Source organism: Amycolatopsis lexingtonensis (assembly GCF_014873755.1).
GTDB lineage: Bacteria > Actinomycetota > Actinomycetes > Mycobacteriales > Pseudonocardiaceae > Amycolatopsis > Amycolatopsis lexingtonensis.
In genome coordinates, this window is record NZ_JADBEG010000001.1 from 5445571 (window position 1) to 5461909 (window position 16339).

Below are 16339 nucleotides of genomic sequence, written 5' to 3' on the forward strand. Positions count from 1 at the left end.
CACTAGTTCGGCGTCCACTGTGGACGCGAGTGCCCGGTGCGCGGCGACGGCAGCAGGTCGCTCACCGGGTACCGCAGCGGCAACGGGGCCGCCCCCGCGCGCAACGCCAGCTCCATCTCGAAGCGGGCCGCCGGGTCGCGGAGGCTGTCGCCGAACGTCGCCTGGAGCTGGCGCATGCGGTAGCGGACCGTCTGGGGGTGGACGCCAAGGCGTTCGGCGATCTCCACCACGTTGCCCTGGCTGTCCAGCCACGCGCGCAGCGTCTCCAGGAGGCGCTCCTGCTGCTTGCCCGTCATGTCCGCCAGCGGCGCGAACAGGCGGTGCCGCAACGTGCCGACCAGGCCGGCGTCGGAGTTGACCAGCAGCGTCGCCAGGTGCTCCTCGGCGCGCAGCACCGGGCGCGGGGTCAGCACCCCGCGTTCGGCCAGCTGGAGCGCGTTCCGGGCCCAGCGCAGGGAATCCGCCACCGACGTGAGCGGCACGCACGGCCCGATCGACAGCCGGCAGTCCGGCAGGGCCACCTGCAGGGCCGCCAGGCGCGGGGCGCTCAGTTCGCCCGGGACCACCAGTTTCGGGTCCGCGGTGTCGAGTTCGGCGAGGACGTCCGCGTCCAGCCCGGCGTGGCGGCGGGCCGGGGCGACGCCGCCCGCGGGGCAGACCGCCACCGGGGTCGCGTCGGCCGGGACCGGCCAGCCGATCAGCTGGGCCAGCTCGGCGATCGCCTTGGGCGAGGCGGGCGGGGTCTCGAGGATCAGGTGGAGGAGCTTGCGGCGCCACGTTTCCAGCGCGCCCGCCGTACGCGCCTTCGCCTCCAGGTAGCCGTCCAGCGCGACGGACGCCAGTTCGTCCATGAACGCCAGCATCGCGTCGGCCAGCTGGGACATCACCGCCGACGAGAGCCCGCTTCGCCGTCCCACGCGCATGATCCGGCGCCACGACACCCGCGCGCCGACCCGGTACGCCGACTGCAGCGTGTCGAGGCTGCGGCCTTCGCGCATCTCGTTCTGCCCCAGCCGGTGGTGCACCTCGTGGGACTGCTCCTTCGACACCGTCGGGTCGGCGATCTGCGCGACGAACAACGTGATCGCGTATTCGACGCCGGCGCGGATCGACTTGCCGTAGGGCCCGTCGAGCGGGCGGGCGTAGGGGGGGATGGTCGCGCGGATCTCGTCGACGATCTCCGCGGCGAGGCTGGCCAGCTCGGGGCGCAGGATGTCCGCGAGCTTGCGGGGCAGGGCGGCCGGTGGCGCAGCGTGTTCGAATCCGCGCTCCACCGTCATCGCAGCTCCTTCGCTCCGCCCCGGACTCCGGCGCGCGCACGCGCGACGGGAGACCCCGCACCTGAAGCGGGGTGACAACGGACACATCGAAAAACCAACGCCGAGTGTGTCACTTCCCTGAGAAGAAACCGATTTCTTGTCAGTTTTGTGACAAGTTCACGGGACACCCCTGCGAAACGCTGACAATTACCCCGCCGACTGCACCTTCACTTGCGTACGAACGGACGAACCCGTGCCGGGTGCCCTGCGCTGCGGTTACCCGGTGTGCTTGTATCATGTGGTTGATACAAGCGAGGAGGTCCAGCATGCCGTGGGACAACGTACTGGCGGTCGCGCTCTTCAGCGGGCTGATCGGGCTGGCGATCCTGATCGTGCTCTGGCCGGGTGAGAAGCACGGTAAGCGCTTGCTCGAACGCTGGGGCGTCCCCGATCCCGACGCGGCCGAGGTCGCGCTGGCCGTCCGCTACCTCAAGCGGCGCCGGCTCTGGTACCCGTGGCTGTTCCTGGCGCTCCCGCCGCTGTTCGACGACACGACGACGGGCTCGCTCGTGGCCACCCTGCTGCTGGGCGGCCTGATCGCCGAGCTGCTGGCCCAGCGGCCCTCGCGCGGCCCGCGGCGGGAAGCCGACCTGGCCCCGCGCTCGCTGACGGCGATCGCGCCGGCCTGGGTGCTCGTGCTCGGCGCGCTGGCGGCCGCCGGGTCGATCACGCACCTCGCCGTGACGGCCCAGTGGAAGTTCCTCGCCGTCACGGCTGGGACGGCCGTGCTCTGCGCGGCGATCACGGCGCTGGCGATCCGCCGCCCGGCGGCCGGCGCGGCACGGGCCGACCTGGCGCTGCGCTGCCGCAGCGCGCGGGTGGCGATCGGCCTCGGCATCGGCTCGGTGACGGCGCTCGGCTGGCCGGGCGGCAACCTGGTGTCGTTCCTGGTGGTCGTGGCGGGCGTCGCCGCGTTCCTGGCGGTGACGGCCCCGCTGAAACGGCTCCCGGCGGCGGCGTGAAGATCGTCGTCGACACCGAAAACGGGCTGGCACCCTGGCGGCAGGTGCACGACCAGGTGGTCCACGCGGTGACGACGGGGGCGCTGGCGGAGGGGACGCGGCTGCCGCCGATCCGCCAGCTGGCGCGGGACCTCGGCCTGGCGTCGGGGACGGTGGCGCGCGCGTACCGCGAACTGGAGTCGGCGGGCTGGGTGACGACGGCCCGCGCCCGCGGCACGGTGGTGACGCTCCCGCCCGGCCGTCCGGCCCCCGCGGAGCTGCTCCTCGCCGCCGCCACCGCGTACCTGACCCAAGCCCGTGACCTGGGCGCCGACCTCGAAACGGCCCTGAACGCCGTCCGCGCCGCCCACGACCGCTGAGCCGAAGTCCGTGAATGCCACATTCACGGACACTTAGGCCCTCAATGTGGCATTCACGGACTTCAGTGGCCCAGGAGGCGGCCGATCGCGGCTAGGACGGGCTCGAGGACTTCCACCTCACGCGCGGTGCCCACGCACTCCGTGATGCCCGCGCCGACGACCTCGTAGTCGGAGAGGGCGTCGAGTTCGGACACCAGGCGGGCGATCGTCCAGCCGTCCGGCTCCGGGTAGTTCAGGCCGGGGAATTCCGCCGGGTCCAGCACGTCCAGATCCACGTGGACGTACAGCTTCTCCACGGCCAGCGCGTCCACCGACGTGACGGCCAAGCCGCGTGAGACGGCAGCACGCTCCTCCGGGTCGAACACCCGCGTCCCCAGCAACGCGACGTTCCCCGGCACCAGCGCCGGGTCGGCCGCGAAGTCCGGGTCGCCCTCGCCGAACAGCGACCGCAACACCATCCCGTGGAACGCGCCCGACGGCGACGTCGAAGCCGTGTTCAAATCCGGGTGGGCGTCGAACCACGCGACACCCAGGCCCGGCCCGTACCGGAACCGGGCCACGCCGATCGGGACCAGCTCGACGCCGCAGTCGCCGCCGATCGTCAGGACCGGGCCGCCCGGGGCCTCCAGAGCCGCCAGCTGGGCCGCGCGGTTCGGGCCGGTCAGCACCGCCCGCGACGCGACCCCGTGGTCCACTTCGGACACTTCACGCGTCTGCCGGACGTGGTGGACGGGCCGGCCGAGCACGTGCCCGGCCAGCTCCGCCAGCGCGAGGCAGCCGTCCGGCAGTTCCGCCGAACGCGGTCCCACCGCGCCCTGGCGCTGCGGGACCGCGTTGATCAGCGTCATTCCAGGACGAGCAGGAGATCGCCGCCCTCGACCTGCTGGACGGAGTTGATCGCGAGCCTGCCGACCTTGCCGCCCGCGGACGCGGTGATCGACGCCTCCATCTTCATGGCCTCGATCGTCGCGACCGTGGCACCGGCCTCGACCGTGTCGCCCTCGGAAACCTGCAGCGTTACCACGCCGGCGAACGGCGCCGCGACCTGCTTCGGGTTGCCCTTCTCCGCCTTCTCGGTCGCCGGGATGTCCGAGGCGATCGAGCGGTCGCGGATCTGGATCGGCCGCAGCTGGCCGTTCAGCGTCGACATCACCGTGCGCACGCCGCGCTCGTCGGCCTCGCCGATCGCCTCCAGCTCGATGAGCAGCCGGACGCCCGGCTCGAGGTCGACCGGGTACTCCTCGCCCGGACGCAGGCCGTAGAAGAAGTCCTTGCTGGGCAGGACCGACGTGTCGCCGTAGGCCTCGCGGTGCGCCTCGAACTCCTTCGTCGGGCCGGGGAACAGCAGCCGGTTGAGCGTCCGGCGCGGGTGCTCCGAAAGCGCCGTACGGTCCTCTTCGGACAGTTCGACGACCGGCTTGGCCGCCGCGCGGCCCTCGAGGGCCTTGGTGCGGAACGGCTCCGGCCAGCCGCCGGGCGGGTCGCCCAGCTCGCCGCGCAGGAAGCCGATCACCGAGTCGGGGATGTCGAACTTGTTCGGCTCGGCCTCGAAGTCGGCCGGGGAGACGCCCGCGCCGACCAGGTGCAGCGCGAGGTCGCCGACGACCTTGGACGACGGCGTCACCTTCACCAGGTGGCCGAGGATCTTGTCGGCCGCGGCGTACATCGCCTCGATGTCCTCGAACCGGTCGCCCAGGCCCAGCGCGATGGCCTGCGTGCGCAGGTTCGACAGCTGCCCGCCGGGGATCTCGTGGTCGTAGACGCGCCCGGTCGGCGACGCCAGGCCGGCCTCGAACGGCGCGTAGATCTTGCGCACGCTCTCCCAGTACGGCTCCAGGTCCCCGATCGCCCGCAGGTCGAGCCCGGTGGTGCGGGCGGAGTGGTCGGTGGCCGCCACGATCGACGACAGCGACGGCTGCGACGTCGTGCCCGCCATCGACGAGACCGCGCCGTCGACGGCGTCCGCGCCCGCGTTGATCGCCGCGAGGTAGGTGGCCAGCTGGCCGCCCGCGGTGTCGTGGGTGTGGATGTGCACCGGCAGGTCGAACTCCTTGCGCAGCGCGGTGACCAGCTTGGTCGCCGCGGGCGCGCGCAGCAGCCCGGCCATGTCCTTGATCGCCAGGACGTGCGCCCCGGCGCCGACGATCTGCTCGGCCAGCTTGAGGTAGTAGTCGAGCGTGTAGAGCTTCTCGCCCGGGTCGGACAGGTCCGAGGTGTAGCAGAGCGCCACCTCGGCGACCGCGGACCCGGTCTCGCGCACGGCTTCGATGGCCGGGCGCATCTGCTCGACGTCGTTGAGCGCGTCGAAGATCCGGAAGATGTCGATGCCGGTCTTCGTGGCCTCTTCGACGAAGGCGTTCGTGACCTCGGTCGGGTACGGCGTGTACCCGACGGTGTTGCGCCCGCGCAGCAGCATCTGGAGGCAGATGTTCGGCACGGCTTCGCGCAGCGCGGCGAGGCGCTCCCACGGGTCCTCGGCGAGGAAGCGCAGCGCGACGTCGTAGGTCGCGCCGCCCCAGCACTCCAGCGACAGCAGTTCCGGCAGCGTGTTCGCGACGACCGGCGCCACCGCCAGGAGGTCCTTGGTGCGGACGCGGGTGGCGAGCAGCGACTGGTGCGCGTCGCGGAACGTCGTGTCGGTGACACCGATGTGCGGCGACTCCCGCAGCCAGCGCGCGAACCCGGCCGGGCCCAGCTCGGCGAGCTTCTGCTTCGACCCCGGTGCCGGCTGGGCGTCCTTCGGCAGCTTCGGCAGCTTGACCGTGGCGTCCGGCGTCCTCGGGCGCTCGCCGTGCGGCTTGTTGACCGTCTGGTCGGCGAGGTAGGTCAGCAGCCGCGTGCCGCGGTCGGCGGACTGCCGCGCGGTGAGCAGCTGCGGGCGCTCCTCGATGAACGACGTCGTCACGCGCCCGGCGCGGAAGTCTTCGTCGTCGAGAACCGCTTGCAGGAACGGGATGTTCGTCGCGACACCGCGGATCCGGAACTCCGCGACCGCGCGGCGCGCGCGGCCGACGGCGGTCTTGAAGTCGCGGCCACGGCAGGTGAGCTTCACCAGCAGCGAGTCGAAGTGGGCGCTGATCTCGGTGCCGGAGAAGGCGGTGCCGCCGTCGAGCCGGATGCCGGAGCCGCCCGGCGAGCGGTAGGCGGAGATCATCCCGGTGTCCGGGCGGAAGCCGTTGGCCGGGTCCTCGGTGGTGATGCGGCACTGCAGCGCGGCGCCGCGCAGGTAGATCTTGTCCTGGCTCAGGCCGAGGTCGTCGAGGGTCTCGCCGGAGGCGATCCGCAGCTGCGACTGCACGAGGTCGACGTCGGTGACCTCTTCGGTGACCGTGTGCTCGACCTGGATGCGCGGGTTCATCTCGATGAAGACGTGGTTGCCCTGCTTGTCGAGCAGGAACTCGACGGTGCCGGCGTTGCGGTAGCCGATCTGCTTCGCGAACTTGACGGCGTCCGCGCAGATCCGGTCGCGCAGCTCCGGGTCGAGGTTCGGCGCCGGGGCCAGCTCGACGACCTTCTGGTGGCGCCGCTGCACCGAGCAGTCGCGCTCGTAGAGGTGGATGATGTTGCCCGCGCCGTCGGCGAGGATCTGCACCTCGATGTGCCGCGGCTCGACGACGGCCTTCTCCAGGAAGACGGTCGGGTCACCGAAGGCGGACTCGGCCTCGCGCGCGGCGGCCTCGATGGACTCGCGCAGCACGGCGGGGTCCTCGACGCGGCGCATGCCGCGCCCGCCACCGCCGGCGACGGCCTTGACGAACACCGGGAAGCCCAGCTCTTCGGCGGCCGCGACCAGCGCGTCGACGTCGCTGGAGGGGTCGGACGACCCGAGCACGGGCACGCCGGCCTCGCGCGCGGCCTTGACCGCGCGGGCCTTGTTGCCGGTGAGTTCGAGGATCTCGGCGCTCGGCCCGACGAAGGTGATGCCCGCTTCCTCGCACGCGCGCGCGAGGTCGGGGTTCTCCGAGAGGAAGCCGTAACCGGGGTAGACGGCGTCGGCCCCGGCCTTCTTCGCCGCGGCGACGATCTCGTCGACCGAGAGGTAGGCGCGCACGGGGTGACCGGGTTCCCCGATCTCGTACGCCTCGTCGGCCTTCAGCCGGTGCAGGGAGTTGCGGTCTTCGTGCGGAAACACGGCGACGGTCCCCGCGCCCAGTTCGTAGCCGGCGCGGAACGCTCGGATCGCGATCTCCCCGCGGTTGGCCACCAGCACCTTGCGGAACATGCCCGGTCCTTCCCGTATGGATCGGTAAGTCAACGCACGTTACCCGGTTCTTCCCGCTCTGCGGGAGTTCCATACCAGGTGATGGACATCATGCGCGTGGAAGATTCGCCGGGCCGCCGGTTGGGCAGCTTCTCAGGTTCCCGGCGGCGCGTAAAGCAGCCGGTTGGCCGTGCCGTCCGGGACGCCCTTGAGCACGTCCGTCGTCGCGGCCTGAACAAGCGCTTGGTCCACCTGCGCGGGGGCCATTTCCGGGTGCTGGGCGCGGTAGAGCGCCGCCACGCCGGCGGCGAACGCGGCCGCCATCGACGTCCCCGATTCGGGCCCGGCGCCGGTGCCGCCCGCGATCGGGCCGGGGACGTCGACGCCCGGGGCGTAGAGGTCGACGTCCTGGCCGAAGTTGGACGCCTTGTCGGGGTGGTCCTGCGTGTCGGTGGCCCCGACCGTGAGCGCCTCGGTGACCCGGCCCGGGGAGAACCCGCTCGCGTCGGCCGTCTCGCTGCCCGCCGGGACCGCGATCGGGACCACCGCGGCCAGCCGCTTCACCGCGGCGTCGAGCTGGTCGTTCGGCACCCCGCCGATGCCGAGGACGGCGACCGCGGGCTGCTGGGCGTTCTGCGCGACCCAGTCGATGCCGGCGATGATCTGGTCGGTCGCGCCGCCGCCGTCCTTGTCGAGCACCCGCACCGGCACGATCTGCGCGCCCTTCGCGACGCCGTAGTCCTTGCCCGCGGCGATCCCGGCGAGGCGGGTGCCGTGGCCATTGGTGTCCGCGGTGTCGGCGCCGCCGTTCAGGAAGTCCCGCCCGGGCGCGACGCGGCCCTGGAAGTCGGGGTGGTTCGCGTCGACGCCGGTGTCGATCACGTAGATCGTGACGCCCGAGCCGTCGCTCGCGTAGTGGTAGGCGTGGTCCAGGCCGGTGCGCTGGTCGATCCGGTCCAGCCCCCAGCTGGGCGGATCGGGCTGCACCCCGACGGCCGCTGCCGGCCCGGCGAGGACGGTGGCCACGGCCGCGAGAAGCATCTTCATGATCGTCGTGGTACCCCGGCGGTGCGGCCGCGACAACTCAGGGCTGTCCCTCGATCGGCTGATTCCGCCGGGCCAGGACCACGACGTCGATCGCGAGCAGCAGCACGGCGCCGGACGCGATCACCTGCCCGGCGACGGTCGAGTGCTCCACGACGGCCACGAACGTCGGCGCGAGGACGCCGGCCAGCCCGGCGGTCCCGGTGGCCAGCACGGCCCACCCGGCGCCGGGCAGCGTCACCGCGACGACGGGGACGAGCAGGGCCAGCAGCGCACCGAGCACGAAATAGGCGGCGGCGCGTTCGGCCTCGCTGTCGCTGTGCTCGGCGAGCTCGGCCAGCTGCGTCAGCCAAGCGGCGGCGAGGACGACACCCAGCCCGGCCGCGGCCCACGCCGGCCAGCCGCGCACCCGGCGGTCGCTGGCGTTGCGGCGCAGCACGATCGGCGCGCAGACCAGGGCGGCCGTCCAGGCGAGGTGCGCGAGGAGGAGGAAGGTGAAGCCGGCACCGAGTTCGGCGTCGCCACCCTGGCTGAGGGTGATGACGTCGCCGAGGAAGCGGAGGAGGCCGAAGAGCGCGGCCAGCCCGGTGCCGAGCAAGAGCGCGGGGCCGGTCCGGGTTCGGGTCCGCGGGGCGAGGGTCAGGATGCCGGAGAGGAGGGCGCACGCGGCGACGATCCCGACGTAGGTTTCCATGCCGGGGCGGTAGTAGGTGAGGGGTTCGCCGTAGCGGTAGGCGAGCCCGAGCCCGATGACGGCGAGGACGGCGCCGGTGATCGCGGCGATCCCGCCGAAGCCGCCGACCGGATCGACTGGCTGCGCTTCGGGTCCGGGAGTGCGCCCCAATGTGGCCTTGGTTGCGTCTGACGCACCCAATGTGGCCTTCGGTGCGTCTGACGCACCGAAGGCCACATTGGGGCGCTTGGTGGGGTCGGGTGCGGCTTCGGGTTCGGCCTCCACCGGAGCCCCGGGAGCGGTGGCCGGCGCAGCCGATTCCGGTGCGGGCTCCGGCGCAGGCTCACGGGCAGGCGCGCTTTCGGGCTCGGCGGCGACTGGCTCGGGTGCGGGCGTGGAGACGGGCGAAGGTTCCGGTGCGAGCGCGGGGCTCGGCGCGGGTGCGGAGTCTGGCGCCGGTGCGGGGTCCGGCGCGGGTGCGGGGTCCGGCGCGGGCGCCGGGATCGCCTCGATCTCCACCCCCACCACCACATCCCCGGTGGGCCCGCTCACCACCACCTTCCCCCGCCGGGTCCCCGTCTCGCCCGCCGTCACCGTCAGCTCCGCCCCACCCGCCGACTCCACGACCGCGATCCACGGGTGCGAAGCCTCGAACCGCACCTCCCGCGCCACCGGCGGCCCCAACGCTCGCACGGAAGCCGAAGCCACCTCCCCCGCCGGGGCCGACAACCGCACCTCCGGCGCGTCCACCCGCACCACCACATCGCCCAACGCGTCCGAAGCCGCAGCAGCGATGTGCTCGATGTCCGTGGCCGCCATCGACCGAAGGGCCTCGAACGCGCCCATCGCCACCGGCAGGTTGTCGCTCGACAGGCGGCGGCGCAGCTCCGCCACCGCGCCCAGCCTCGTGAACGGGTTATCCGCCGCGATCGCCGCCGCCAGGTCCGGTGGGATCGGGGACGGCTTGATGCGGCGGCGCCGGCTCTTCGCCAGGTACAGCTCGCCCTGCATCTCGATGTCGCGACTGGGCGTCTGCTTCGGGTTGCGCTCGCGGACCCGGTCGAACAGGTACTCGTACAGCTCCCCCAGCGCGATCCAGCCGTCCTCGTCGCGGTCGGCCTCGCCCGTCCGCAGGCCCTCCACCAGCGCCGACGTGAACACCGATGGCCGCGCCGGCTCGTCCGAGGCCAGGCGGGCGCCCTCGAAGGCGTACTCGATCGAGTTCGACGCCGTGATCACCGCCCGGCCGCGGCCGCCGCGGAAGCTGTCCAGGACGTTCGCGTCGCCCGACGCGCGGACCGCCACGCCCTGGCCGAACGCCCCGCCGTAGCAGCAGTCCAGCAGCAGCACGATGCTGCGCGAGCGGCTCTGGCGGATGCACTGCTGGACGAAGTGCGCGGGCACCGCAGTCGAGCGCAGGCGGTCCGGGCGCGTGTTGCGGGCCGCGAAGTACAAGCCGCCCGAGTCGTCTTTCAAGCCGTGGCAGGAAAAGTGCAGCAGCAGGACGTCGTCCGGGCGGCCCTCGGCGCACAGGTCCTCGATCTCCGCCTGGACCACGTGCGCGGTTTCGTTGCGGACCACGCGGACGTCGAAGTCGCTGATGGTCCGGTCGGCCAGCACCCCGGCCAGGGCGTCGGCGTCCGCCGCGGGTGAGCCCAGGCGCTGCAAACCCGCGTTGTCGTACTCGCCGTTGGCGACGATCAACGCCCGCCTCCGCCCGGCCATACCGGTAGGAAACGCCCGCGAACCCACTACGGCAATCAGCCGAACGGGCACACCTATTCGGCGCCGGGCCCGAAAATCGTTTCCTGCCCTTTCAGGCAGACCACCGCGTCGAACGCCGATGCGACGTCGACCGACACGGTCATGTGCGCGTGCCGGATGCCCGACGCCGCCGGACGCGCGACCACGCACGGCGCCTGATCCGCGAGCAGCGCCTCGACACTGCCTTCCGCTGGGTCCCCGAGGTCCTGCGGAAACATCCGGAACCCGAGCCGCTCGCCTTCGTCGGGCGCCAGTCCGGTCGTCGTCCCCGAGACCGCGGTCAACGCGAGCGCGAAATACCGGTCGCCCAGCTCCGCGGCCAGGTGGGTGCCCGCCGACGGCGCCGTCATCCCGGGCATCGGCGAGAACGGCACGCGCTGGAGGTGTCCGTTGTGGAGCATCAGCACGATCTTCTCGCCCGGAAAACGCCGTCGCAGCAACCGGACGGTGGCCGCCATGTACGTGTCCCGCGACGAACTCTGCGGCTCCGGCGCCTGCCCGGCCATCAGCGCGGCCAGCTCCCGCAGGTACAGGTCGACGCGCAGCGCGCCCTCCGCGTCGTGCGCGGCTTCGGGCGCCAGCGACTCGACGTGTCCTTTGAGGACGGTCAGCGCAGTGGTGGCCGCGTCCCGCGCCGCGACGCTCATCTCCTGGTACCGCCCCGGCGCGACCGCGCTGCTCACCGACGCGTACGGCTCGCAGGCCGCCAGCGCCGTGTCCACAAGGGACACATTGGCGGGGTCCACCCGCGACAGGACTTCGCGGACCGCCCGCAGCGCGGGCACCGGCGAGCCCGCCGAACCCGGTACGTCCAGCCCGAAGAACCGGACGCCGCGGCCGCGCAGCCAGGTCAGCATCGCATGCACCTCGGCCGAGTCGCCCAGGCCGAAGGTGAAGCCGTCCCGCGCGATGCCGGCGACGTCGCCCGGGCCACCGCGCAGCCACTCGTCGACGAGGTGCCCCTCCGGGAAGCCCCCTTCGAACCCGAGGACGGTGAACCCGCGCTCGGTGACGAGGTGGCGCAGCAGGCGGTCGCGCAGCGCGCCGAACTCGCGGATGTGATGGTTGTTCTCACCGATCGCGACGACCTCGGCGTCGCCGATCAGGTCGGCGACCGAAGCGACGGCGACGGACTCGGTTTCTGGCATACTGGGCACACTAACGCAACAGGAGTAGCAGTTGGCAACCGAGATTTCCGGCACCAGACGGCCGGGCGGCCGCACCGAGCGGACCCGCCTCGCCGCGCTCAACGCCACCCTGGAACTGCTCGGGGAACGCGGGTACGCCGAGCTGACCGTCGAGGCGGTCGCCGAGCGCTCCGGCGTGCACAAGACGACGCTGTACCGGCGGTGGGAGTCGGCCGAAGGCCTGGTCGCGGCGGCCCTGCTGATGGGTACCGAGCAGGAGTGGGCCGCGCCGGACACCGGTTCGCTCGAGGGCGACCTGCGCGAGGTCAACCTGGAGCTCGTCCACTACTTCACCTCGCCGGGCGAGCGCGAGCTCCCGACCGCGTCGATCTCGGCCGCGTTCCTCTCCGCGCGCGCCGCGGACGCCCTGCGCGAGTTCTACGTCGACCGCCATGCCCGCTCCGCGCCGATCGTCGAGCGGGCCGTCGAGCGCGGCGAGGTCCCGCCCGGGACCGACCCGGTCGAGGTCGTGCGCGTGGCCTGCGGGCCGGTCTTCTACCGCCTGTTCGTCTCCCGGGAAGGCGTGACGCCGAAGGACGCCGGAGTGGCCGCCGCCGCGGCCGCCGCGGCCGCGAAAGCCGGGGTGTTCACGACGGACGGCGGAACCGCACCACGTCCAGCGTGACTTCGCCGAGCGTCTCGGTCCCGGTTTCGCCGTCGGCACGCCAGCCCTGCCGGACGTAGAACGCCTTCGCCCGCTCGTTCGTCGCGAGCACCCACAGGACGGCGTCGCCGGACAACTCCTCGAGAACGCGGTCGTGGAGTGCCCGGCCCAGGCCGCGGCCCCAGTACCGCGGCAGCAGGTACAGCGCGTAGAGCCGGTCCGGCGCGAAGGCGGCGAACCCCGCGACGGCCCCCGCCTCTTCGACGACCAGCACCCGCCCGCCGCCGGCGATGCGCTCCGCCCAGGTGGCCGCCTGTTCCCCGGCCGAGAGGTGCGCGAGGAAGCCGTCCGGCAGCAGGCCCGCGTACGCCGCCCGCCAGGACGCCACGTGGACCTCGCCGATCGCCGGGGCGTCGGCGAGCGTGGCCCGGCGGATCAGCTCTTCTCCAGGTACTCCGCACGGTCGACGTCGACGACGTCGTCGACCATCTGGGCCAGGCCGCGGTACTTCTTCAGCTCCGGGTCCTTCTCGACGATCTCCTGCGCGCTCGCCCGCGACGCGGCGATGACGTCCTCGTCGCGCAGCAGCGACAGCAGCTTCAGCGTCGACCGCTTGCCGGACTGCGCCGCGCCGAGGATGTCGCCTTCCCGCCGCAGCTCCAGGTCGAGGCGGGACAGCTCGAAGCCGTCGGTCGTCGACTCCACCGCCGCCAGCCGCTCACGGGTCGCCGTGCCGTCGAGGGCCTCGGTGACCAGCAGGCACAGCCCCGGCACGCTGCCCCGGCCGACGCGGCCGCGCAGCTGGTGCAGCTGGCTGACACCGAAGCGGTCGGCGTCCATGATCACCATCGCGGTCGCGTTCGGCACGTTCACGCCGACCTCGATGACGGTCGTCGCCACGAGGACGTCCAGCTTGGCCGCGGAGAACGCGCGCATCACCGCGTCCTTGTCGTCCGGGGGCATCCGGCCGTGCAGCACACCGATCTTCAGGCCCTGCAACGGACCGTGCTCCAGCTCGGGCGCGACTTCGAGGACCGCGAGCGGCGGCCGCTTGTCGCTCTTGTCCGACGGCGGCTCGTCGCCGATCCGCGGGCAGACGACGTAGGCCTGGTGCCCCTTGCCGACCTCTTCGCGGACGCGCTGCCAGATCCGCTCGAACCAGGCGGGTTTTTCGGCGACCGGCACGACCGTGGTGGCGATCGGCGAGCGCCCGACCGGCATCTCGCGCAGCGCGGAGACCTCCAGGTCGCCGTACACGGTCATCGCGACCGTGCGCGGGATCGGCGTCGCCGTCATGACGAGGACGTGCGGGCTGGTGTCGCCGGCACCGCGGGTGCGCAGCGCGTCCCGCTGCTCGACGCCGAAGCGGTGCTGCTCGTCGACCACGGCGAGGCCGAGGTCGGCGAACTCGACGTGGTCCTGGATCAGCGCGTGCGTGCCGACGACGATCCCGGCTTCGCCGCTGACGATCTCCAGCAGCGACTTCTTGCGCTCCTTCGCGCCCATCGACCCGGTCAACAGCGTCACGCGAGTGGCGTTCTCCGCCGCGCCCAGCTCGCCCGCCTGGCCGAGGTCGCCGAGCATTTCCCGCAGCGAACGCGCGTGCTGCGCGGCGAGGACCTCGGTCGGCGCGAGCATCGCGGCCTGCCGCCCGTTGTCGACGACCTGCAGCATCGCCCGCAGCGCGACGACCGTCTTGCCCGAGCCGACCTCGCCCTGCAGCAGCCGGTTCATCGGGTGCTCGGTCGCGAGGTCCGCGGCGATCTCGTCGCCGATCCCCCGCTGGCCCGCGGTGAGGTCGAAGGGCAGCCGCTTGTCGAAGGCGTCCATGAGCCCGCCGCTGACGTGCGGGTTCGGCTTCGCCGGCCGCGAGATGGCCGAGTGGCGCCGCTGGGCGAAGATCAGCTGGACGGCCATGGCCTCGTCCCACTTCAGCCGCTTCTTCGACGCCTCGAGGTGCGCCCAGTTGCTCGGGCGGTGGATGCCGTGCAGCGCGGTGTCGAGGTCGGACAGCTTGTGCAGCCGCCGCAGCTCGGCGGGCATCGGGTCGTCGTCGACCTCGAGGACGTCGAGGACCTGCCGCACGCACTTGGCGATCGACCACGTCGGCATGCCCTGCGCCGCCGGGTAGACCGGGATGATCGCGGCGAGGAAGTCGTCCATCGCCTCGTCGGCGCGGTCGGCTTCGAACAGCTCGTACTCGGGGTTGGTCAGCTGCAGGGTGTCGCGGAAGGCCGACACCTTGCCGGCGAACAGGCCGGTCTTGCCGGGCACGAGGTCCTTCTCCCGCCACGCCTGGTTGAAGAACGCGCAGCTGAGCCGGCGTTTCCCGTCGGTGATCACCATGTCGAGGATGGTGCCGTTGCGCGCCTTCATCCGGCGCTTGCTCACCTTTTCGACGCGCGCCAGCACGGTGGCGTGCTCGCCCAGCTCGAGGCCGGCGATGTCGGTGAGCTCGCCGCGCTCGGCGTAGCGGCGCGGGTAGTGGCGCAGCAGGTCGCTGACCGTCTCGATGTCCAACGACGTGGCGAGCGCCTTCGCCGTCTTGGCGCCCAGCAGCAACGGCAGCTTGTCGCGCAGTCCGGCCATCTCGCTATTCGACTCCCATCAGCAGCACGGCGCCGGTCTGGCCGCTGGCGTAGCTGGTCAGCTCCACCTCGGGGTGCTCCACCCGCAGCTGCTCCGCGAGCTCCCCGGCGACCCCGGGCGGCGCGGCGGCGCCGCTCAGCACCGTCACGAGCTCGCCGCCGAGCGCCAGCATGCGGTTCAGCACGTTCATCGCGGCGGCGACCAGGTTCGTCTCCGACGCGGGCGCCGGCTCGATCAGGACCACCTCGTCGTCGACCAGGCCCACGACGTCACCGGACTGGGCCCGGCCCACCCAGGTTAGCGACTCCTCCTGCGCGATCCGCAGTTCGCCACGCCTGGTCGCGGCGGCCGCTTCGGCCATCGCGACGACGTCGTCGTTCGTGCGGCGCCCGGCGTCGTGCACGGCGAGGGCGGCCAGCACCTGCACCGGCGACACGCAGGGGATGACGACGACGTCCCGGTCGGCGGCCACGGCGTGCCCGGCCGCGGTGTCGACCGCCGCGGTCAGCTCGACACTGCTCGGCAGCACCGTGACGTGCTGCCCGGCGGCCTCGTTGAGCAGGCTGATCATGTCTTCGACGCTCGGCGTCTCGCCCTCGGGCACGGCGAGCACGGGGATGCTCTCGGCGCGCAGCAGCTCGGCCAGCGCGCCGCCGTGCACGACGGCGACGACCGTGCGGTCGATCCCGCCGCCCGGTTCGATCGGCGTCGGCGTGAGCAGCGGCTCGACCCGGATCTTGCGCGGGCGGCCGAGCGTGAGCCCGGCCTCGATGGCGGCGCCGATGTCCGCGCAGTGGACGTGCACGGCGTGGCTGCCCGAGCCGTCGCCGGCGACGGTGACGCTGTCGCCGAGGCCGCTGAGCTCCTTGCGCAGGGTCGGCAGGCTCGCCTCGTCGACGCCGTCCAGGAGGTACATGACCTCCCACGCATAGGCCTCGGCCTGCGGGACGGCGTGCACCTCGAGGGCGTGCTCCTGCTCGATGGGCGCGCCGGTGAGCACCCCGACCAGGGCGTCGAGCACCGCGACCAGCCCGCGCGCGCCGGCGTCGACCACGCCGGCCCTGGCCAGCGCGGGCAGCTGCTCCGGCGTCTTCTCCAGGGCGTACGCGGCTTCCTTCGCGGCTTTCCGGGCCACTTCGCCGAGCGTGCTCGTCTCCCCGCGCACGGCGAGGGCGACGGCGTGCAGCACGGTGAGGATGGTCCCGGCGACCGGGCGGCTGACGGCGCCGGTGGCGACCTCGTCGGCGTGGCCCAGCGCCCCGGCCAGCCACGCACCGTCGAGGTCCCCTTCGGCCCGGTCCGCGAGCCCGCGCACGACCTGGGACAGGATCACGCCGGAGTTGCCCTTGGCCGAGGCGACGGCTCCGCGCGCGAGAATCCTCAGCGCTTCGGCGGCGTCCGCGGGGTTCGCTTCCGCCAGTTCGGCGGCCGCGCCGCGCATGGTGAAGAGCATGTTGGAGCCGGTGTCGGAGTCCGCCACGGGGTAGACGTTGATCCCGTCGATGGCCGGGCGCAGGGTCGCGAGGCTGTGCACGCAGCCCGCCGCCCAGTCCGCCACCGCCGCCGCGTCCAGCACCCGCACCCCGTAACCTCCTACCTGGTCCCGGGGCAGCGTATCGACCCGGTGCTCGGGGCCG

At 72.8% G+C, this 16339-nt stretch carries 12 protein-coding genes; 3 read left to right on the forward strand and 9 right to left on the reverse strand.

Annotated features, from left to right (window positions below; translation table 11 throughout):
* Window positions 1-2 precede the first annotated feature (2 nt).
* Window positions 3-1280 (reverse strand): PucR family transcriptional regulator, encoded by a 1278-nt coding sequence (locus H4696_RS24465; protein WP_086865559.1) that lies wholly within the window; start codon window positions 1278-1280, stop codon window positions 3-5.
* A 305-nt stretch (window positions 1281-1585) separates the two neighbouring features.
* Between H4696_RS24465 and H4696_RS24470 the strand changes: the two genes are divergently transcribed.
* Both H4696_RS24470 and H4696_RS24475 read left to right on the forward strand, forming a co-directional pair.
* A complete protein-coding gene (locus H4696_RS24470) occupies window positions 1586-2281 on the forward strand; it encodes a hypothetical protein (RefSeq protein ID WP_086865560.1) in 696 nt (231 codons plus the stop codon).
* Window positions 2278-2640 (forward strand): GntR family transcriptional regulator, encoded by a 363-nt coding sequence (locus tag H4696_RS24475; RefSeq protein ID WP_086865561.1) that lies wholly within the window; start codon window positions 2278-2280, stop codon window positions 2638-2640. The genes H4696_RS24470 and H4696_RS24475 overlap by 4 nt, the downstream gene beginning before the upstream one ends.
* A 62-nt stretch (window positions 2641-2702) precedes the next feature.
* Here the strand turns inward: H4696_RS24475 and H4696_RS24480 are convergent, their stop codons facing one another.
* From H4696_RS24480 to H4696_RS24500, 5 genes are all read right to left on the reverse strand, one after another.
* Entirely contained in the window at window positions 2703-3488 is a 786-nt protein-coding gene (locus H4696_RS24480; protein ID WP_086865562.1) for an arginase family protein, read from the reverse strand.
* Entirely contained in the window at window positions 3485-6862 is a 3378-nt protein-coding gene (locus tag H4696_RS24485; protein ID WP_192782510.1) for a pyruvate carboxylase, read from the reverse strand. The genes H4696_RS24480 and H4696_RS24485 overlap by 4 nt, the downstream gene beginning before the upstream one ends.
* A 132-nt stretch (window positions 6863-6994) precedes the next feature.
* Window positions 6995-7882 (reverse strand): S8 family peptidase, encoded by an 888-nt coding sequence (locus H4696_RS24490; RefSeq protein WP_192783066.1) that lies wholly within the window; start codon window positions 7880-7882, stop codon window positions 6995-6997.
* Between the two features lie 43 nt (window positions 7883-7925).
* A complete protein-coding gene (locus tag H4696_RS50885; protein WP_169734931.1) occupies window positions 7926-10283 on the reverse strand; it encodes a caspase, EACC1-associated type in 2358 nt (785 codons plus the stop codon).
* 53 nt (window positions 10284-10336) lie between these two features.
* A complete protein-coding gene (locus tag H4696_RS24500; RefSeq protein WP_086858662.1) occupies window positions 10337-11470 on the reverse strand; it encodes an erythromycin esterase family protein in 1134 nt (377 codons plus the stop codon).
* Window positions 11471-11501: 31 nt separating this feature from the next.
* On the opposite strand from H4696_RS24500, the gene H4696_RS24505 reads away from it, so the two are divergent.
* Entirely contained in the window at window positions 11502-12134 is a 633-nt protein-coding gene (locus H4696_RS24505) for a TetR/AcrR family transcriptional regulator (RefSeq protein WP_086858661.1), read from the forward strand.
* On the opposite strand, the gene H4696_RS24510 is transcribed toward H4696_RS24505, so the two are convergent.
* Genes H4696_RS24510 through H4696_RS24520 form a run of 3 tightly spaced genes read right to left on the reverse strand, consistent with a single transcriptional unit; the run spans window position 12097 to window position 16284 of the window.
* On the reverse strand, window positions 12097-12501 hold the full coding sequence (locus H4696_RS24510) for a GNAT family N-acetyltransferase (RefSeq protein WP_249026954.1): 405 nt from the start codon (window positions 12499-12501) through the stop codon (window positions 12097-12099). The genes H4696_RS24505 and H4696_RS24510 overlap by 38 nt on opposite strands.
* Window positions 12502-12548: 47 nt before the next feature.
* The gene (gene recG, locus H4696_RS24515; protein WP_086858659.1) at window positions 12549-14702 is read right to left on the reverse strand and encodes an ATP-dependent DNA helicase RecG; all 2154 of its coding nucleotides are present in this window, start codon (window positions 14700-14702) and stop codon (window positions 12549-12551) included.
* Window positions 14703-14706: 4 nt separating this feature from the next.
* Window positions 14707-16284, reverse strand: a complete 1578-nt coding sequence (locus H4696_RS24520) for a DAK2 domain-containing protein (protein ID WP_086858658.1) — start codon at window positions 16282-16284, stop codon at window positions 14707-14709.
* Window positions 16285-16339 lie beyond the last annotated feature (55 nt).